This window comes from Mycobacterium sp., assembly GCF_035314905.1.
Classification (GTDB): domain Bacteria; phylum Actinomycetota; class Actinomycetes; order Mycobacteriales; family Mycobacteriaceae; genus Mycobacterium.
The window spans coordinates 1-18354 of the sequence record NZ_DATFYW010000219.1 but is presented as its reverse complement, the minus strand read 5'-3'; the positions used below and the strand labels follow the sequence as shown (position 1 = coordinate 18354).

19 protein-coding genes and 3 pseudogenes are annotated in these 18354 nt (G+C 69.3%); 5 read left to right on the top strand and 17 right to left on the bottom strand.

From position 1 onward, the window contains the following. Both VKG81_RS19430 and VKG81_RS19425 read right to left on the bottom strand, forming a co-directional pair. Positions 1 to 243: pseudogene (locus VKG81_RS19430) on the bottom strand (GNAT family N-acetyltransferase); the annotation flags it as partial. Between the two features lie 27 nt (positions 244 to 270). Further along, positions 271 to 699, bottom strand: coding sequence for a CBS domain-containing protein (locus VKG81_RS19425; RefSeq protein WP_324398365.1), 429 nt, complete (start codon positions 697 to 699; stop codon positions 271 to 273). Between the two features lie 109 nt (positions 700 to 808). On the opposite strand from VKG81_RS19425, the gene VKG81_RS19420 reads away from it, so the two are divergent. After that, positions 809 to 1966 (top strand): MBL fold metallo-hydrolase, encoded by a 1158-nt coding sequence (locus tag VKG81_RS19420; RefSeq protein WP_324398364.1) that lies wholly within the window; start codon positions 809 to 811, stop codon positions 1964 to 1966. A 27-nt stretch (positions 1967 to 1993) separates the two neighbouring features. Beyond that, complete coding sequence (locus VKG81_RS19415) at positions 1994 to 2476, top strand: MarR family winged helix-turn-helix transcriptional regulator (RefSeq protein ID WP_324398363.1); 483 nt, start codon at positions 1994 to 1996, stop codon at positions 2474 to 2476. Between the two features lies 1 nt (position 2477). Here VKG81_RS19415 and VKG81_RS19410 read toward each other — a convergent pair whose 3' ends face one another. From VKG81_RS19410 to VKG81_RS19400, 3 genes are read right to left on the bottom strand one after another with little or no spacing between them, the layout of a single operon-like run. Beyond that, complete coding sequence (locus tag VKG81_RS19410) at positions 2478 to 3317, bottom strand: transglutaminase family protein (protein WP_324398362.1); 840 nt, start codon at positions 3315 to 3317, stop codon at positions 2478 to 2480. Positions 3318 to 3348: 31 nt separating this feature from the next. Then, positions 3349 to 4326: an alpha-E domain-containing protein gene (locus tag VKG81_RS19405; RefSeq protein WP_324398361.1), complete on the bottom strand. Its 978-nt coding sequence runs from the start codon at positions 4324 to 4326 to the stop codon at positions 3349 to 3351. After that, on the bottom strand, positions 4326 to 5936 hold the full coding sequence (locus tag VKG81_RS19400) for a circularly permuted type 2 ATP-grasp protein (protein ID WP_414685330.1): 1611 nt from the start codon (positions 5934 to 5936) through the stop codon (positions 4326 to 4328). The genes VKG81_RS19405 and VKG81_RS19400 overlap by 1 nt, the downstream gene beginning before the upstream one ends. A 251-nt stretch (positions 5937 to 6187) precedes the next feature. Between VKG81_RS19400 and rpsT the strand changes: the two genes are divergently transcribed. Further along, positions 6188 to 6448, top strand: a complete 261-nt coding sequence (rpsT, locus tag VKG81_RS19395; RefSeq protein ID WP_324398359.1) for a 30S ribosomal protein S20 — start codon at positions 6188 to 6190, stop codon at positions 6446 to 6448. On the opposite strand, the gene holA is transcribed toward rpsT, so the two are convergent. Next, entirely contained in the window at positions 6449 to 7408 is a 960-nt protein-coding gene (gene holA / locus VKG81_RS19390) for a DNA polymerase III subunit delta (protein ID WP_324398366.1), read from the bottom strand. Between the two features lie 169 nt (positions 7409 to 7577). On the opposite strand from holA, the pseudogene VKG81_RS19385 reads away from it, so the two are divergent. Then, positions 7578 to 8609: pseudogene (locus VKG81_RS19385) on the top strand (dihydrodipicolinate reductase); the annotation flags it as partial. Positions 8610 to 8718: 109 nt separating this feature from the next. Here the strand turns inward: VKG81_RS19385 and VKG81_RS19380 are convergent. From VKG81_RS19380 to VKG81_RS19345, 8 genes are read right to left on the bottom strand one after another with little or no spacing between them, the layout of a single operon-like run. Then, the gene (locus tag VKG81_RS19380) at positions 8719 to 9594 is read right to left on the bottom strand and encodes a DegV family protein (protein ID WP_324398358.1); all 876 of its coding nucleotides are present in this window, start codon (positions 9592 to 9594) and stop codon (positions 8719 to 8721) included. 5 nt (positions 9595 to 9599) lie between these two features. Beyond that, a complete protein-coding gene (octT, locus tag VKG81_RS19375) occupies positions 9600 to 10361 on the bottom strand; it encodes a diglucosylglycerate octanoyltransferase (protein ID WP_324398357.1) in 762 nt (253 codons plus the stop codon). Beyond that, entirely contained in the window at positions 10351 to 11019 is a 669-nt protein-coding gene (gene gpgP, locus VKG81_RS19370) for a glucosyl-3-phosphoglycerate phosphatase (RefSeq protein WP_324398356.1), read from the bottom strand. The genes octT and gpgP overlap by 11 nt, the downstream gene beginning before the upstream one ends. Then, positions 11016 to 11384, bottom strand: coding sequence for a ribosome silencing factor (gene rsfS, locus VKG81_RS19365; RefSeq protein WP_324398355.1), 369 nt, complete (start codon positions 11382 to 11384; stop codon positions 11016 to 11018). The genes gpgP and rsfS overlap by 4 nt, the downstream gene beginning before the upstream one ends. After that, complete coding sequence (gene nadD, locus VKG81_RS19360; RefSeq protein WP_324398354.1) at positions 11381 to 12052, bottom strand: nicotinate-nucleotide adenylyltransferase; 672 nt, start codon at positions 12050 to 12052, stop codon at positions 11381 to 11383. The genes rsfS and nadD overlap by 4 nt, the downstream gene beginning before the upstream one ends. A gap of 32 nt (positions 12053 to 12084) precedes the next feature. Further along, a complete protein-coding gene (locus VKG81_RS19355) occupies positions 12085 to 13518 on the bottom strand; it encodes a VWA domain-containing protein (protein ID WP_324398353.1) in 1434 nt (477 codons plus the stop codon). Next, on the bottom strand, positions 13518 to 14393 hold the full coding sequence (locus tag VKG81_RS19350) for a MoxR family ATPase (RefSeq protein ID WP_324398352.1): 876 nt from the start codon (positions 14391 to 14393) through the stop codon (positions 13518 to 13520). The genes VKG81_RS19355 and VKG81_RS19350 overlap by 1 nt, the downstream gene beginning before the upstream one ends. 17 nt (positions 14394 to 14410) lie before the next feature. Next, positions 14411 to 15658 carry a glutamate-5-semialdehyde dehydrogenase gene (locus tag VKG81_RS19345; RefSeq protein ID WP_324398351.1) on the bottom strand — a complete coding sequence of 416 codons (1248 nt, stop codon included), beginning with the start codon at positions 15656 to 15658 and terminating at the stop codon, positions 14411 to 14413. 32 nt (positions 15659 to 15690) lie between these two features. On the opposite strand from VKG81_RS19345, the gene VKG81_RS19340 reads away from it, so the two are divergent. Then, positions 15691 to 16575, top strand: coding sequence for a ribokinase (locus VKG81_RS19340; protein WP_324398350.1), 885 nt, complete (start codon positions 15691 to 15693; stop codon positions 16573 to 16575). A gap of 234 nt (positions 16576 to 16809) precedes the next feature. On the opposite strand, the pseudogene VKG81_RS21595 reads toward VKG81_RS19340, so the two are convergent. From VKG81_RS21595 to VKG81_RS19325, 3 genes and pseudogenes are all read right to left on the bottom strand, one after another. Next, positions 16810 to 17142, bottom strand: a pseudogene (locus VKG81_RS21595) (DUF222 domain-containing protein); the annotation flags it as partial. A 167-nt stretch (positions 17143 to 17309) separates the two neighbouring features. Continuing rightward, a complete protein-coding gene (locus tag VKG81_RS19330) occupies positions 17310 to 17879 on the bottom strand; it encodes a hypothetical protein (protein ID WP_324398349.1) in 570 nt (189 codons plus the stop codon). A gap of 133 nt (positions 17880 to 18012) precedes the next feature. Beyond that, a partial coding sequence (locus tag VKG81_RS19325) for a DUF222 domain-containing protein (protein ID WP_324398348.1) occupies positions 18013 to 18354 on the bottom strand: 342 nt, incomplete at its 5' end.

Here is an 18354-nt window from a genome sequence, read left to right as displayed (position 1 = left end):
GCCCGGCGGATCCCACAGCGCCGCGGCACCGATCGTGTCGCTCCCGCGGGCCACTTCCACGCCGCCCCCGCCGAGGAAATGGTGACGTGTCAGCGTCGCGAACATCCGCGGCAATCCCCTTGCGCGAGCGGCGACGTCGGGCAGCATCCAGGTCATCACCGGATCGTCGTGAAAGGCGCGGCCCAGCGTGCGGGCCAGCGCACGGACGTCGGCCCGGCGCCCCGGAGCCACGTCGATTGTCACGCCCCGATCATCCGCCGGCGACGCGGCTCAGCCCTGGGTGATGTAGGCCTGCAGCTGCGCCTGCTCGGCCTGCATCTCCTCCATGCGCGTCTTCACGACGTCGCCGATGCTGACGATGCCGGCCAATTGGCCGTCCGCGATGACCGGGACGTGCCGAACCCGGTTGTTGGTCATCAGCGCACTGAGCGAATCCACCGAGTCGGCGGGCGCGCACGTGACGACCACACTGGTCATGATCTCCGAGACCGGCAGCGCCAGCGCGGCGGCGCCGAGCTCATTCAGACTTCGCACGATGTCGCGCTCCGACACGATGCCCTGCACCCCGTCAGACGCCGCCACCACCATCGCGCCGATGTTGTGCTCGGCGAGCCCGGCCAGCAGTTCGGTGACCGTCGTATCCGGGCTGATCGTCGCCACCGCCGAGCCTTTGTTCCGCAACACATCCGCGATCCGCATTCAAAGCCTTTCCTGATGTGACCTGCTTCACATTAGGTTAGGGCCAAGTCGGCCACGGCGGAACCCGCTCGTGTGACATACCTGGTCTCATGCTCGAGGTGCTCGTCTCATGATCGAGGTCACCCTGCTCGGAACCGGAAGTCCGATCCCCGATCCGCAACGGGCCGGGCCGTCGACCCGGGTGCGCGCCGGCGGCCAGACGTTCCTGGTGGACTGCGGCCGCGGTGTCCTTCAGCGGGCGATCGCGGTCGGTGCCGGCGCCAACAGCCTGACCGCGCTGTTGCTGACCCACCTGCACAGCGACCACATCGCCGACCTCGGTGACCTGCTGATCACCCGGTGGGTGACCACGTTCACTGCCGAGCAGACCCCGTTGCCGATCATCGGGACTGCGTTCCCGCGGTCGCACCGGGACACGAAGACGAATGGCGCGCCCTGGCGGCCTCGGCGTTCGACGGCCGCATCGAGCTCGGACCCGACCTGCACCGCGTCGAGGTGCGCGCACCGGCGTAGCTCACACCACCGCCTCGCGGCGCCGGCGCAGGGGCAGCAGCGCGCCGGCGACGACCAGCCACACCAGCGCCGGCACCCGGCCGAGCGGCAGCAGGACCGACAGTCCCGGCCAGATCAGCACCAGAGCACCGGACTCCGCGACAGCCGCGATCACCAGTCCGGCCCACGCCAGCCCCCTCGGAAGCAGACCGAGGATCAAACCCGGTACCGCGACGCCCGCCACAAGCAGACCGAGGCCCACGACGTGCGCCGGGCCACCCGTCAGATAGACCAGGAAATACAGCGCCCGAACCAGCGCGGGATCAGCGGTCACCACCGGCCGCGACAGCGTCCAGATCAACAGACCCGCCAGGCCCAGCGCGCCCGCCGACAAAATGCCGCCCGCCAGCGCGATCGTCGCCCCCGGGGCAGTCACCCCGAGCCGGCGCAGCCGGGCGCTCGCCGTCGCGGCGTAAATGGCCAGCGGCACCGACGATCCGAATACCCCCACCGCAGCGGCCTGCACCGCAACCGGGTGGGAACCGAAGAAATCCTGGATCGTCGGCGTGGAACCGAACGGGAAGGGCGGCACGCCAGCCAGCGCGGTGCCGACGCCCAGACCGCCGGCAAACAACACGACGACGATGACCGCCAGCAGGGCAAGCGGGGGACCGCCCCGCTGCGGCCGCCTTCCGTCGTTTCCATCATGAGCCGAATCATTCATAGCATGAACGATATGCCCGATACTCCGGTTCATGCAAGGTTCGATGGCTGAACGATTCACAGCAGGTACGGTTTAGTGGTGTCTCCCGGGCCGGCCGACGGTGTCGCGTTTCTACTCGCGCAGCTGGGCCACCACGCAGCGGAGTTGTTCGCCGAACGGATCGCCCCACTCGGGCTCAACCCGCCCCAGGCGGGCATCCTCCGGGCCATCGCGGGCGGACCCGGACGAAGCCAGCAGGCGCTGAGCCAGCAGCTGAACCTGCTGCCCAGCCGCGTCGTTGCGTTCGTCGACGACCTGGAGAACCGCGGATACGTCGAGCGGCGGCGCAACCCCGATGACCGCCGCCTGCACGCCCTCTACCTGACCGCATCCGGCGAGCGGCTGATGCACGAGTTGTCCGACCTGGCGCGCGAGCACGAACGCCAGGTCACGGCCGCGCTGAACGACCGGCAGCGTGCCGACCTGCGCGACCTGCTCGCGCGCATCGCTGCCGACGCGGGCCTGGCCCCGCAGGTTCACCCGGGCTACCGCGGCATCGGCCGCGTCCCCGGCGCCGGCTGAGTCAGGCGAGCCTGGTGATCTCGACGATCACATCGAGGTCGGTCGACCCGCCGCCGGAATAGATGCCCTTCAGCGGGGTGACGTCGGCGTAGTCCCGGCCGACGCCGACACTGACGTACTGCTCGTTGATCTCGTTGTCGTTGGTGGGGTCGTAGTTCCACCAGCCGCCCGTCCACGCCTGAATCCAGGCGTGGCTCTGCCCGTCGACCGTGTGCCCGATCGGCGCCTTGCGGTTCGGGTGCAGGTATCCCGAGACGTAGCGGGCCGGAATTCCCATGCTGCGCAACAACACCAACGTCAGGTGCGCGAAGTCCTGGCAGACGCCCTTGCCTTCGCGCAGCGCGTCCAGCGCCGACGAGTGCACCCCGGTCGTGCCGGGCACGTAGTCGAGTTCGCCCTGCACCCATTCCGCCGCCGCGATGACGGCGTCGCGGGGGTCGCTGTCGTTGGCGAGCCGCTCGCCCACCCGGTGGATCCGCTTGCTCCGCGGGGTGTAGTGAGTGGCGCTGAGCACTTCGTCGTAGCGGTCGATCACCGCCTCGGTGTGAAGTTTCTTCCAGGTGACGTGCTCGGCCGGCGGCTCGGGTTTGTCGGTCTCCACCACCGACGAGGCGGTGACCTCCAGTTCGGTGTGGGGGGCGTGCAGGTCGAACGCGGTCACCGCGGTGCCCCAGTAGTCGACATAGCGGTAGGACCGGGTGGCGGGCACCGTCTCGACCCGGCTCAGGATCACGTTCTGGCGATTGTCCGACCGCGGCGTCAACCGTGCCTCGTTGAAGGAGGCAGTCGCCGGCGACTTGTAGGCGTACCCGGTGGAGTGCACCACCCGCAGCCGCCACATCAGTTGGCCCGCTCTTCGCGCGCCCTCATCGTCACAATTCGCCGTCTTCGATGACCAGCGAACCGTTGCGGCCCGCGTCGGCCCACGCGACCCACGGCTCGGAGTGAAAGTACTGCAGCGCCAACGCTTCCCCGAGGTCGCGGCACGTGGCCTGCAGGCCGGCCAGCCGACGCTCGAGTGTTTCCAGCAGCGCGCCGGGCCGCAGGAACTCCAGCTCGCTGCGGGCGCGGCCGAGCAGCCGCTGCGCCTCGGCGGTCGCGCCGACCCGGCTGTGCGGCCGGTGGTCGAGTTCCTCGAGGCTGTGCTCGGCCAGCCGCAGCGAGTAGAACACCGAGCGCGGGAAAAGCCGGTCCAGCAGCATGAATTCCACAACACGGGCGGCGTCGAGCGCGCCCCGATAGGTGCGCAGGTAGGTGTCGTGGGCACCGGCCGACCGCAACACGGTCACCCACGCCGGCGACGACGCGCTGTCGCCGACCCGCGAAAGCAGCAGCCGCACAGTCATGTCGACGCGTTCGATTGCGCGGCCGAGCATCATGAACCGGTAGCCGTCGTCACGCGACAGCGTGGAGTCGGCCAAACCGGCGAACATCGCCGCGCGTCCCTCGATGAACGAGAAAAACTCATGTGGCCCGAGGCGTTTGGCGGCGCGCTCGCGCTCGGCGAGCGCGTTGTAGGTGGTGTTGAGGCACTCCCACAGCTCGGTCGACGTGACTTCCCTTGCGGACCTTGCATTCTCGCGGGCCGCAGAAATCGCGTCGACGATGGAGCAGCCGCCGTCCAGGCCGCGGCTGAACGCGACCAGGTCGGTGAGCGACCAGACGTCGAGCTGCGTGTCCGGCGGGGTGATGCCCAGCACGCGCAGCAACACGCGGGAGGTCCAGTCCGGGTCGACGCTGGAGTCTTCGAGCAGCTGGTGCACCGTGACGTCGAGGATGCGGGCGGTGTCGTCGGCACGTTCGACGTAGCGGCCGATCCAGTACAGCGCTTCGGCGTTGCGCGCCAGCATCAGTCGCTCACCCCCTGCTGCTGCTGGGACTGCTGCTGGGACTGCTGCTGGGACTGCTGCTGCTGCTGCTGGGATTGTGACTGCTCGGGACCCCTCTCGCCGGCCGGGGCCTTCGGAACTTTCGGCAGCGACCGGACGACTTCGGCGGCGGCCAGCTCCCGGTCGGCCACCGAAGCCCTCGACGCCAGCACCCAGGTGTCCTTCGAGCCGCCGCCCTGGCTGGAGTTGACGACCAGCGAACCCTCCGGCAACGCGACGCGGGTCAGGCCGCCGGGCAGCACCCACACCGCGTCGCCGTCGTTGACCGCGAACGGACGCAGGTCGACGTGCCGCGGCGCCAGTTTGTCGTCGATCTGGGTGGGCACGGTGGACAGCTGGACCACCGGCTGGGCGATCCAGCCGCGCGGATCGTTGCGGATCTTCTTCGAGATGGCCGTCAGTTCACGATCGGACGCTTCCGGACCGAACACGATGCCGTAGCCACCGGATCCTTCGACCGGTTTGATCACCAGCTCGCGGATCCGGTCGAGCACCTGCTCGCGCTCGTCGTCGAGCCAGCAGCGGAACGTGTCGACGTTGGCGAGCAGCGGTTTCTCGCCGAGGTAGAACTCGATGATCGTCGGCACGTACGTGTAAATGAGCTTGTCGTCGCCGACGCCGTTGCCCACCGCGCTGGAGATCACGACGTTTCCCGCGCGAGCGGCGTTGAGCAGGCCGGCCACCCCGAGCACCGAGTCGGGCCGGAACTGCATCGGGTCGAGGAAGTCGTCGTCGATGCGCCGGTAGACGACGTCGACCTGGCGTTCGCCCTCGGTGGTGCGCATATACACCTGGTTGTCCCGGCAGAACAGGTCACGGCCCTCGACGAGCTCGACGCCCATCTGGCGGGCCAGAAGCGAATGCTCGAAGTACGCGGAGTTGTAGACGCCGGGGGTCAGCACGACCACGGTCGGGTCGGCTTCGTTGGTGGCGGCCGAGTTGCGCAGCGCCCGCAGCAGGTGCGAGGCGTAATCGCCGACCGCGCGGACACGGTGGGTAGCGAACAGGTTCGGGAAAACCCTGGCCATCGTCCGGCGGTTCTCCATCACGTAGGACACGCCCGACGGTGAGCGCAGGTTGTCCTCCAGGACCCGGAACACGCCGTCCTCGTCGCGGACCAGATCGATGCCGGCCACGTGGATGCGCACGCCGTTGGGCGGGTTGATGCCCGCGGCCTCGCGGTGAAAGTGCTCGCAGGAGGTGACCAGCCGGCGGGGGATGACGCCGTCGCGGAGAATCTCCTGTTCGGTGTAGATGTCGTCGAGGTACATCTCGAGCGCCTTGACGCGCTGGGTGATGCCGCGCTCGAGCCGCGACCACTCCGCCGCCGAGATGACTCGCGGCACCAGGTCGAGCGGGAAGGGCCGCTCCTGGCCGGACAGCGAGAACGTGATGCCCTGGTCGATGAACGCCCGGCCGAGTGCATCCGCGCGGGCGGCCAGCTCCGACGCGTCCGACGGCGCCAGCTCGGCGTAGATGCCCTTGTAGGGTCCGCGGACGTTGCCTCCGCCGTCGAACATCTCGTCGAACGCCTTCGCGTACGCACCCCGGTCGCGGTAGCCGTCGAAGATCCGTTCATACTTCTTCGCCGAGGGTGAAGCCGCGGATGAATTAGGTGCGTGACATTCGTCCGTTCTCGGTCGGCAGGGTGCGAAGGCTCACTTGGACATGGTGCCGCACCTGGCCCGTTTCGGCAGGACGGTGGGCGGCCGTTGGGAGATTCGCGCCCTGACTGGTAGCCTGAACAGTCGCTGCCCGCTTCGGCGGCGCCCAAGACTTTCAGGCAGCAACCCCCATGGACAGACTTAGAAGGAACTAACGCGTGGCCAACATCAAGTCGCAGGAGAAGCGCAATCGCACCAACGAGCGCAGGCGACTTCGCAACCAGTCGGTGAAGTCGTCGGTGCGCACGGCTGTCCGCGCGTTCCGCGAGGCCGCCGAGACCGGTGACAAGGACAAGGCCACCGAGCTGATGCACAAGGCCAGCCGCAAGCTGGACAGAGCCGCCGGCAGGGGCGTGATCCACAAGAATCAGGCCGCGAACAAGAAGTCCGCGCTGGCGCTGACGCTCAACAAGCTCTGATCAGCGGCTGCCCCGGCGGGCGGGCGTGGCCAGCTGCGCGATCTGCCGCACCGCGGTCTCCAGCACGTAGTCGGCGTCCGCCGCCGCACCCTTGACGTCTGCATTCAGCGTCGCGACCAATCGGACCGCGGTGGCCACGGAATCCTCCGACCAGCGGCGAGCCTGCTTCTGGGCCTTCTGCACGCGCCACGGCGGCATGCCCAGTTCGGCCGCCAGCCGATACGGGTCACCCGACAGCGGCCCGATCCGCGCGATCCCGTGCACCGCCTCGGCCAGCGCGTCTGCCAGCAGCACGTGGGGGACGCCGCGCATCATCGCCCAGCGCAACGCCTCGGCCGACCCGGCCACGTCGCCGACCACGGCCTTGTCGGCGATGTCGAACCCGGTGACCTCCGCCTTGCCGCTGTGATAGCGCCGCACCGCCGCCGCGTCGACGTGCCCGCCCGTGTCGGCGACCAGCTGAGAGCACACTGCCGCGAGTTCGCGGATATCGGAGCCCACGGCGTCAAGCACCGCGGCAACCACGTCGTCGTCGACTTTGACGCGGTGCGAACGGAACTCCGCCCTGACGAACTCGGCCCGCTCGGCGGCCTTCGTGATGCGGGCACACTGGTGAACCCGGGCGCCGAGGTCGCGCAGCTGCCCGGCGAGGGCTTTCGCACGCCCGCCACCTGAATGCACGACAACCAACACCGTGCCGGGCGGAAGGTCGGCGGCCGCCGCGCCGATCAACGCGACCGCGTCCCTGCCGGCTTCGGCCGCCGCCTCGAGCACGACCACCCGCTCGTCGGCGAACAATGACGGGCTCAGCAACTCGGCCAGCTCGCTGGTGCTGACCTCGCCCGCACGCAGCCGATTCTCGGGCACCTCGTCGGTGCCCGCCTGCGCGCGGGCGGCGTGCAGCACCGACGCGATCGCCCGCTCGACGAGCAACTCCTCGTCGCCCAGCACCAAATGCAGCCCGTCGGCACCCGCGCTCACCCGACGATCGTGCCACGCCGATCCGACATCGCGGGGACACCGGCAACAGGATCGCGGCATACTCGACAGGCTCACGCTCGACGCGAGCGAGGCCGCCTCAGGGGGGAGCCGCGTCAGAGGAGAGCCGCGTCAGAGGAGAAAAGAGAGCATGACGAGTCCCCTTCGGGTCATCCAATGGACCACCGGCAACATCGGACGACGCTCCCTGCACGCGATCATCGGCCGGCCCGACATGGAACTGGTCGGGGTTTACGCCCACGGCGCCGAGAAGGTGGGCGTGGACGCCGCCGACCTGTGCGGCTGGCCGGAACCGACCGGCGTGGCGGCCACCAACGACATCGACGCACTGATCGCGCTGAAACCCGACGCCTGCTGCTACAACCCGCTGTGGCCCAGCGTCGACGAACTGACCCGGCTGCTCGAGTCGGGCATCAACGTGTGCTCGTCCGCGGCGTGGATCACCGGCGGCAAGCAGACACCCGAGGACCTGGAGCGCATCCGAAAGGCTTGCCAGCGGGGCAATTCGACGATGTTCGGCAGCGGGGCCCATCCCGGCATGACCAACCTCGTCGGCATGGTCCTCAGTGGCTCCTGCGAACGGGTGGACGAGATCAGGATCACCGAGTCGGTGGACTGCTCGACGTACGAGTCCGCGGAAACCCAGACGGCGATGGGCTTTTCGCAGTCACCGGACACGCCGGGGCTCGCCGAGAGCGTCCGCCGCGAAAGCGAGGTGTTCGCCGAGTCCGCGGCCATGATGGCCGATGCGATGGGACAGACCCTGGACCGGCTGACCTTCGACGTGACGTTCACCCCCGCCGCCGACGACTCCGATCTCGGCTTCATGCAGATACCCAAGGGATCCGTCGCGGGCGTGTACGGCTATCACCGCGGCTGGGCCGGCGACAAGAACATCGTCAGCGTCGGGTTCAACTGGATCATGGGTAACCACGTCGATCCGCCCAAGCCGCTCGAACACGGCCACGTCATCCAGGTATTCGGGCTGCCCAACATGCGCACCGTCATCCACTGCCTGCCGCCGAAGGACTGGACGGAGCCGGGGTTCATGGGGCTGGGGATGATCTACACCGCGATGCCGGTGACCAACGCCGTACCCAAGGTGGTCGCCGCCGACCCGGGGATTGTGACATTGGCGGACTTGCCACCCGTCACCGGCCGGTTTCGAGATGACGGGGCGAGGCCGGTGAGCCTCCCAGACGGCACATTGACCGCAAGGGTGTCACTCGTCGACCAACACCGCGTCCAACGGGGCAACGCCGAGCACGACGTCACCCCGGTGGTCGCGGATCGGCCCGCTGCTCCACCGCCCGCGGGGTGATATCCAGGCACACGCCGACCGCTCCCGCACCGACGTGGACCCCGAGCACCGGCCCCATGTCGGTCACCGTCGGCGCTTTCGCCGGATGCAGCCTGGCGATGAGCTCGTGGGCGACGTCGTTCGCGGCGCCGGGGTTCTGGATGTGGTGCACCGCGACCACCGCCGAGCCGTCGCCGACCTCGGCGACCACCTGATCAACCATCGCGTCGAGGGCCTTCGTGGCGGTGCGCACACGCTGGGCCAACACCAGCCTGCCGTCGTCGTCGATGCGCAGCACCGGCTTGATCGCCAGCGCGGTGCTCAACCACGACGCGGCGGTCCCGATCCGGCCGCTGCGGCGCAGATTCTCCAACCGCTGCACGACGACGAATCCGCGTACCCGCCGGGCAGCTGAAACGGCCTCCGCCTCAACGGCATCCAGATCGGCTCCACTCGCCGCCGCCCGCGCGGCGGCGAGTGCGACGAACCCGGTACCCATCGCCGCACACTTCGAGTTCACCACCCGCACCGCGCCGCTGAACCGACGTGCCGCCTGTTCGGCCGCCGTGAGCGTCGACGACAAGGCCGCCGAGATGTGAACCGCCACCACACCGTCACCACCGCTGTCGCACATCGCCTGCTGATAGACGGCGCCCAGTTCCGCCGGCGTGGCACCGGCCGTGGTCGCACGCCCGCTCTCGTAGATGCCGTCCGGTATCGGGTCACAACCGTCGCGCCAGTTCTGTCCGTCGAGCAGGATGTGCAGGGGAACCTGGCGGATCCCCCACTTCTCGCGATCAACGGTTTCCAGGCGTGATGACGAGTCAGTCACCACCACGACAGTCATGTGGGTCAGCCGCGCCGGTCCCCGCAAGGCACGCCGGCTTCGGCCAGCGCCTTGAGCATCAGCTCGGCGACGGCCCGGTGGGCCTCGAAGTTCCAGTGGATGCCGTCCGGGTTGCCGCGGCCGGCGAAAACGTGCTCGGCGACCGCGGCCTTCAGATCGACCAGCGGAACGCGGCGCCGTTGTGCCCATTCGGTGATCGCCGCGACCGTGGCTTCGCGGCCGTGGTGCGCCCGCCCGTAGGTATCCGCAACGTGAACCGACGGCAGCGACGCGACGATCGGGATGCCGGGACGGTTGAAATCCACTGCGCCGCGGGTTTGTTCGAGATATTCCACGCTTACGTGGGGGGGCAGCGCGGACCGGGCGATCGGCGACAGCCGCGGCTGCAGCCAGCCGTAGCCGTCCCTCGCCCAGCGCCGCAACCACGGCGGGCGCACATAGCGGATCAGCTCACGCAGCGCGGTCGGCAGCGGCGAGGGCAGCGAATCCATGCCGCCAGTGGCGAAGATGACGGCGCCGGCCCGGGGCAGCGCCGCCCAGGCCCGCGGATCCTGCGTGGCCGCCCACCACACGTCGCGGCACGTCCAGCCGATCCGGCCGATCAACTCGACATCCCAACCGAGCTGTGCGGCAACGATGTTCGGCCAGATCCGGGCATCGTCGGCCGGCAGCCCACCGGTGGGGCCGTAGTAGGCCAGCGAGTCCGCGAAGATCAGCAGCACTGGTGGAGCGAAGCGACCGGGGGACGAGCCGGAGTCAGAGGACATCGTTGGCGACCTGTGCCGAGGCGTTCCAGACGTCCAGCCGCCAGCGGATCTGCCCCGGGCCGGCGCCGTCATCGGAGTGACCGGAGAGCTGAACCCAACTCGCGTTACCCATGCCGCCCAGCACCGGCCAGTTGTCCACCGGCAGGCCCAACAGCCTGGCCGTCAGCGCCGCGATCAGCCCGCCGTGAGCGACCAGCACCACCGGCCGATCGGGTTCGTCGGCGCCCCACTCCGCCTGCTCTGCGACAAGTTCGGCGATCAACGGCAGGCTGCGCCGGGCCACGTCGACCCGGCTCTCCCCGCCGTGCGGTGCCCAGCCGGCGTCGTTCCGCCACGCCAGCCGAGCACCTGGCGCGTCGGTGTCGATCTGCTGGTGGGTCAGTCCCTGCCAGTCGCCCAGGTGCGTCTCGCGCAGCCGCTCATCGACCCGCACGGCGGACCCGATCCGCTCGCCCAGCACCACCGCCGTGTCGTGGGCGCGGCGCAAATCCGACGAAACGATCAACAGCGGCTGGCGCTTGCCCAGCACCTCGGCCGCCGCGGCCGCCTGGGCCAGCCCCAGGTCCGTCAGGTGGGTGTCGAGCTGGCCCTGCATTCGGCTGTCCGCGTTGAACTCGGTCTGCCCGTGCCGCAGCATCACCAGCCGCCGCGTCCTCACGCCAGCTCCTCGAGATCTACCGCGACGACGGGGCAGTCCCGCCACAACCGGTCCAGCGCGTAGTAGTTGCGTTCATCCTGGTGCTGGATGTGCACGACGATCTCGACGTAGTCCAGCAGCACCCACCTGCCTTCCCGGGCGCCCTCGCGGCGGGCGGGTTTGTAGCCGGCGATCCGCATTTTCTCCTCGACTTCGTCGACGATCGCGCCCACCTGCCGCTCGTTGGACGCCGACGCGATCACGAAAGAGTCGGTGATCACCAGCTGCCCCGACACGTCGATGACAACGACGTCGTCGGCCAGCTTCGAGGAGGCCGCCCTGGCCGCGATGGTGGCCATCTTGACGGCCTCGTCGGAAGCGGTCATGACGATTCGTCCTTGGCCGTCGCGGCCACCGGCCGGCGTGGAGGGAGGGCCAACCCCTGGTAGAGCCGCCGCTTGGACACGTATTGCACGACCCCGTCGGGCACCAGATACCAGATCGGCCGGTTCTGGGCGGCCCGGGCGCGGCAGTCGGTGGAGGAAATGGCAAGCGCGGGCACCTCGACGAGCGACAGGGCATCCGGCGGCAGGGTCTTGAACGCCTCGATGACGTGGTCACCGTCCAGTTCGTAGCCGGGCCGACTCACCCCGACGAAGCGCGCCATCGAGAACAGCTCCTCGACGTTCTGCCAGGACAGGATCGACTCCAGGGCATCGGCGCCGGTGATGAAGTACAGGTCGGTGCCCGGGTTGAGCGCCTGCAGATCGTGCAGCGTGTCGCGGGTGTAGGTGGGGCCGGCGCGGTCGATGTCGACCCGGCTCACGGTGAAGCGCGGGTTGCTCGCGGTCGCGATGACGGTCATCAGGTAGCGGTCCTCCGCCGCGGTGACGTAGCGGCCCTGTTTCTGCCACGGCTGCCCCGTCGGCACGAACACGACCTCATCGAGGTCGAACAGGTCGGCCACCTCGCTGGCAGCGACAAGGTGGCCGTTGTGGACGGGATCGAACGTCCCACCCATCACGCCCAGTCGCTTCCTGGCTGCCGACGCCATGCTTGGCCACCTTACTTGAGCGTCAGCGCGGCTCAGACGGGCAACAGCTGGTCGATCACCGCCGCGAGCTGGCCGGCCGAGCGGCATTCGTGCATCGTGATCACGTCCTGGTAGCGCGGCACCGCGGAGTCGCCGCTGCCCCACAGGTGGCGCGGTTCGGGGTTGAGCCAATGCGCGTGGCGGCTCTCGGTCACCATCCGCTGCAGCATGTCCACGGCGGGGTTGCGGTAGTTGTTGCGGCCGTCGCCGAGCACCAGCAGCGAACTGCGGGGCGAGAGCACCTCCGGGAATTTCTCCGTGAACGAGGCGAACGCGTTGCCGTAGTCGCTGTGCCCGTCGCGGGTGTACACGCCCGCCTCACGGGTGATGCGCTGCACGGCCAGCGCCAGGTCGGCCTCCGGGCCGAACAGGTCGGTGACCTCGTCCGTGGTGTCGATGAACGCGAAGACCCGAACGCGGGAGAACTGCTGACGCAGCGCATGCACGAGCAGCAGCGTGAAGTGGCTGAACCCGGCGACCGAGCCGGACACGTCGCACAGCACCACCAGCTCGGGGCGGGCCGGCCGCGGCTTGCGCAGCACGACGTCGATCGGCACGCCACCGGTGCTCATCGACTTGCGCAGCGTCTTGCGCAGATCGATCTCGCCGGCGCGGGACCGGCGCCGGCGCGCCGCCAGCCGGGTGGCCAGCCTGCGGGCCAGCGGTGCGACGACGCGCCGCATCTGACGCAGCTGGTCGGCCGACGCCCGCAGGAATTCGACATTCTCCGACAGCTGTGGGATCCCGTACATCGTGACGTGCTCGCGGCCGAGCTGCTCGGCGGTGCGCCGCTTCGTCTCGGCTTCGACCATCTTGCGAATTTGCGAGATACGTTGTACGGCAATCGCCTTCGCGATTTGTTCCTGAGTGGGGGTCGGTTCGTCGCCGTAGGGCGCCAGCAGGCCGGCGAGCAGCCTGCCTTCCAGCCGGTCCAGCGCCATCGCCTTGAGCGCCTGATACGACGAGTACGACGGGCCGCGGCTGGAGGTGTAGCGGCCGTAGGCCTCGACGATATGGGCCACCAGCGATTCCAGTCGTTCGTCACGGTCGCCGTTGCGGTCGTCGTCTTTGAGCAGCGCGACCAGCATCGCCCGAAGCGCTTCGAGGTCGGCCGGCGGCTCGTGGCCGCCCTCGTCGTCGGTGAACTCGACCGTGCGCGAACCGAGCGCCGCGGGGAACCACAGGTCGAACATCGCATCGTAGGTGTCGCGGTGGTCGGGGCGGCGCAGCACCGCGCACGCAATACCCTCGCGCAAGACCTCCCGGTCGGCGAGGCCCAATGTCGTCATCACACGTCCGGCATCGACGGTTTCGGACGGGCCAACCGAAATCCCTTGCGCCCGAAGCGCTTCTACGAATCCGACCAGATGGCCCGGGATCCCGTGCGGGGCCAGTGGTTGCGGCGGTCGAGTCCGGCGGGCAGCCATCAGTTGAGCCTCAGCTCCCCAGCGGCACGGACGTGGTCGGATTGGTGTTTGAGCACGACGCCGAGCGTTTTGGCGATCGTCGCGTCGTCGATGGTGTCGAGGCCCAACGCCAGCAGGGTGCGGCCCCAGTCGATCGTCTCGGCGACCGACGGCAGCTTCTTGAGCTGCATGCCGCGCAGCACCCCGATGATGCGGACCAGTTCGTCGGCCAGGTGCTCTGGAAGTTCGGGCACGCGTGACAACAGGATCCGGCGTTCGAGGTCGGGGTCGGGGAAGTCGATGTGCAGGAACAGGCAGCGACGCTTGAGCGCCTCCGAGAGCTCACGGGTCGCGTTGGAGGTCAGCACCACGAACGGCGCGCGGTCGGCGACGATGGTGCCCAGTTCCGGCACCGTGACCGCGAAGTCGGACAGCACCTCCAGCAGCAGGCCCTCGATCTCGATGTCGGCCTTGTCGGTCTCGTCGACCAGCAGCACGGTGGGCTCGCTGCGCCGGATGGCGGTCAGCAGCGGGCGCGACAGCAGGAACTCCTCGGAGAACACGTCGGTCTTGGTGTGTTCCCAGTCGCCGGAACCGGCCTGGATCCGCAGGATCTGCTTGGCGTGGTTCCACTCGTAGAGCGCGCGCGACTCGTCAACACCTTCGTAGCACTGCAGCCGCACCAGCCCGGAGCCGGTGGCCTGCGCGACGGCCCTGGCGAGCTCTGTCTTGCCGACGCCTGCCGGTCCTTCGACCAGCAGCGGCTTGCCGAGGCGGTCGGCGAGGAAAACCGCTGTCGCAGTGGCGGTATCGGGTAGATAGCCGGTCTCGGCGAGCCGGCGGGCCACATCGTCGATGTCGGCGAACAGCGGCGCCGGCCGTGCTGGGGTATTCACTGAGCTTGGTTCTCCTGTCAAGCCGGGCGGGTGTGGCCGTCTCCCCACACGATCCACTTGGTCGACGTCAACTCCGGCAGCCCCATCGGGCCACGGGCGTGCAGTTTCTGGGTGGAGATGCCGATTTCTGCGCCGAATCCGAACTGCTCGCCGTCGGTGAAGGCGGTGGAAGCATTGACCATAACCGCTGCGGCGTCGACCCGCTCGCTGAACCGTTGGGCAGCAGCCAGATTGGTGGTGACGATGGCCTCGGTGTGGCCGGTGCCGTATTCGTTGATGTGGGCGATGGCCGCGTCGAGCCCGTCCACCACCGCCAATGCGATGTCCATCGAAAGGTACTCGCGGCGCAGGTCGGCTTCGCCGGGCTCGGTGTGCACGGTCACGCCCGCCGCTACCAGCGCTGCGGTCAGCCGCGGCACCGCCTGCCCGGCGATCGCGGCGTCGACCAGCAGCGTTTCCGCGGCATTGCAGACGCTGGGCCGTCGGGTCTTGGAGTTCAGCAGGATGCGTTCGGCGACGTCGAGGTCGGCTGCTTCGTGGACGTAGACGTGGCAGTTGCCGACGCCGGTCTCGATCGTGGGCACCGTGGCGTCGCGGACCACCGCGTCGATCAGCCCGGCTCCGCCGCGCGGGATCACGACGTCGACCAACCCGCGGGCCTGGATCAGGTACGTGACGCTGGCGCGATCGTGGCTGGGCAGCAGCTGGACCGCGTCGACGGGCAAGTTCTCGATGTCCAGACCCGCGCGCAGCGCCGCCACCAACGCGGCGTTGCACCGGGCCGCCGACGAACTGCCCCGCAGCAGGACCGCGTTTCCGGACTTGAGGGTCAACCCGAACGCGTCGACGGTCACGTTCGGCCGGCCCTCGTAGACCATGCCGACCACGCCGATGGGGACGCGCTGCTGACGCAACACCAGGCCGTTGGGCAGCGTACGCCCGCGCAGCACGTCACCGATCGGGTCCGGCAGGCCGGCGACCTGCCGCAAACCCGCGACGATCCCGTCGATGCGCCGCGAGTTCAGCATCAGCCGGTCGATCATCGCCTCCGACGTGCCTGCCGCTCGCGCCGCGGCCACATCCTCGGCGTTGGCGTCCAGGATCTCGCCCGAGTCGCGGAGCACGGTATCGGCGGCAGAATGCAGCGCGCGGTTCTTGTCGTCCATGCTCATCGCGGCCAAGGCGCGCGAGGCGACGCGGGCGCGCCGGGCGGCGTCATGCACCTGCTGGCGTAAGTCGGGGCGCGACGGCGCGTGCAGACTCATTACCCCAGCGTACGGGGGCTAACCTTGCGGGTGTGGCGCGGGTGTGCGTGGTCGGCAGCGTCAACATGGACTACACGTTCGCCGTCTCGGCGCTACCGCGGCCGGGTGAGACGGTGCTGGCCTCGGCGCTGGCCACCGCGCCGGGCGGCAAAGGAGCCAATCAGGCGATCGCTGCCGCGAGGGCCGGCGGGCAGGTCGACTTTGTCGGTGCCGTCGGCAGCGACAGCGCGGGCGTGCAGTTGCTGGCACATCTTCGTGCCAACGGCGTGGGCGTCGACGGCGTGCAGGTGTTGCCCGGGCCGAGCGGAACCGCCGTGATCGTCGTGGACGCGCGGGCAGAGAACGCGATCGTCGTTGCGCCGGGTGCCAACGGGCATCTGACGATGGATTCCGCGGCCGCCCGCGCCGTCGTCGCCGAGTGCGACGTCCTGTTGCTGCAGTTGGAGATCCCGATCGAGACGGCGGTCGCCGCCTCGCGGGAGGCGCGGGCGGCCAATGCGACGGTCGTCGTCAACGCCTCCCCGGTGCCTGATGCTCTTCGCGCAAGCGGCTCATCGGTGCCTGATGCTCCAGGGCTGGCGGAGCTTGCCGCGCTGGCCGACGTGGTCGTGGTCAACCAGGCCGAGGCGCCGCACTGGCGGTGGCCGGTTGAGCACCTGGTCGTCACCCACGGCGCAGACGGGGCGGCGTACCGGGGCGCGGACGGAAAGTTCACGATCCCGGCGCCGGCGGTCGAGGCGGTCGACACGACGGGCGCGGGCGACGTGTTCGCGGGTGTGCTCGCCGCGGGCTGGCGCGACGATCGTGGGCACGCGCTGCGGCGGGCGTGCGCCGCCGGTGCCTTGGCGACGCTCATCCCCGGCGCGGGCGACTGCGCACCGCGGGGCGAAGCAATCGAGGACGTGCTGCAGGGGTGAGCGATCAGCTCGCCTCTTGGTCGTCGTCGCTGTCTTGGAGGAGTTCTTCGGGGTGATGGAAGGTGTTGGTGCGGGGCTGGCCGTGGTGGGGGTACCTCCCGCTTGCGGGGGCGTGGGGTGGGGGGATCCTCCGTCGCCGCGTTTTCGGGTGGTCCAGCCGCTGTCTTTGATGAGCCGATGATGGGGTGGACAGGCGAAGGTCAGGTCGTCGATGTCGGTGCGATGGGTTTGGGACCATTCCTGGACGTGGTGGACCTGGCAGCGGTAGCCGGGCACGTCACCGCCCGGCGCCGAGCAGCCGCGGTCGGTGGCGTGCAGCACCAGGCGCTGCTCGGTGCTGGCCAGGCGGTTGGTGTGCCCGAGCCAGCGCGGCCGGCGGGCGGCGTCGAACAGGGTCAGGTAGTGGTGGGCGTGGCGGGCCCGGCGGATCACGTCGCGCATCGGCAGCACCGTGCCGCCGCCGGTGATTGCGGTGCCGGTGCGGGCCTGCAGGTCGGGCAGGCGGGCGGTGACGATGATGCTGACCGGCAGGCCGTGGTGGCGGCCCAGCTGCCCGGAGGCGAGCATGGCGCGGATCACCGCGTTCGCTGCCTGCCGCGGCGTGCTGGCCTGCGCAGAGCCGGGTTCCCATCACCGGCTACCGGTGTCGGTCATCGTCGTCAAACAAACAGGTGCGTGTAAATCGCCAGCGTCGTGGTGACCTTCGCGTGTCCCATGAACCGGGAGATCGCCGCTCAGCGCGGCCAGTAGGCGGTCATCGGATACTGCGCGGCGACCCGACCGTCCGCCATTCGGATAGTCAACTGGTCGGGCCGGATCTCATATCGAGTTTTGTCGAGCGGGTTTTGCACGTCGAAGCCGACCGAATCGCGCACCGCATTGTCGAGGTCGGCAGGGGCGCCGTCGCTGAAGCGAACAGCCCGGTAGTAGAAGGCGCCGGGCCCGGTCTGACACACCACCAGCACGGACTGCGTCGTGACGCCCATCGCCGCGGCGCGATTTCCCAGGTCGCAGCGGGCACTGGAAGGGGGCAGGAAGCCCTGCGCGTCGGTCCCAGGAAAGGGCCCAGGCCCAACCGGGGTCGGCGCGGGCGAGTTGGTGGTGGGCGAGGTGGGGGTGGGAGAAGTGGTGGTGGGAGAAGTGGTCGTGATAGTCGATGGCTCGGGTTTAGGGTGCTGCCAGGGCAACTGGCCCATTACGCCGAGAAGCGCGGTGATCGCGCCGATGACGGCAGCAATCCCAGTGAGGATCGCGGGTAGCGTTTGCCACCAATGCGGCTCCGTTGGGTCCTCAGCCATCTCCACCCCGTCGCTGATCCCTGTGCCCCTACATGATGCCGCGGAGGAGGGCCCTTTGGGGCCGGATTCAGCCCCGGTCCATGAACGTCAGCGTGGTTGTGCTCAGGGACCCAGCTATGCCATATATAGCATCCGGCGTTCAGCACGCGTGGTGGTTGCGCTGCGCGCTGCTGCGGGTGTCCTGCTGGCGGGCCTGCTCGGCGGGCTCGCCGTCCACGACGGCGGTCTGATCGGCGGGGTCACACATGCCGGGGGCGGCCCACTTGGCCAGCACCGCCTCCAGCCCGGCGCGCAGCTCGGCGGTCAGCCAGCCCGAGATCGCCGACATCCCGTCGGGGTTCTGGGCGCCGATGAGGATCCCGCGGCGCCGGGCCCGATCCTGGTCGCTGAACCCCCCGTCGGGGTTGATCAGCTGGGCCAGCACCGCGCCGGCCCGCCTGACCTGCTCGGGGCGAAACTGGGTGCTCAGCTCGGCCAGCGT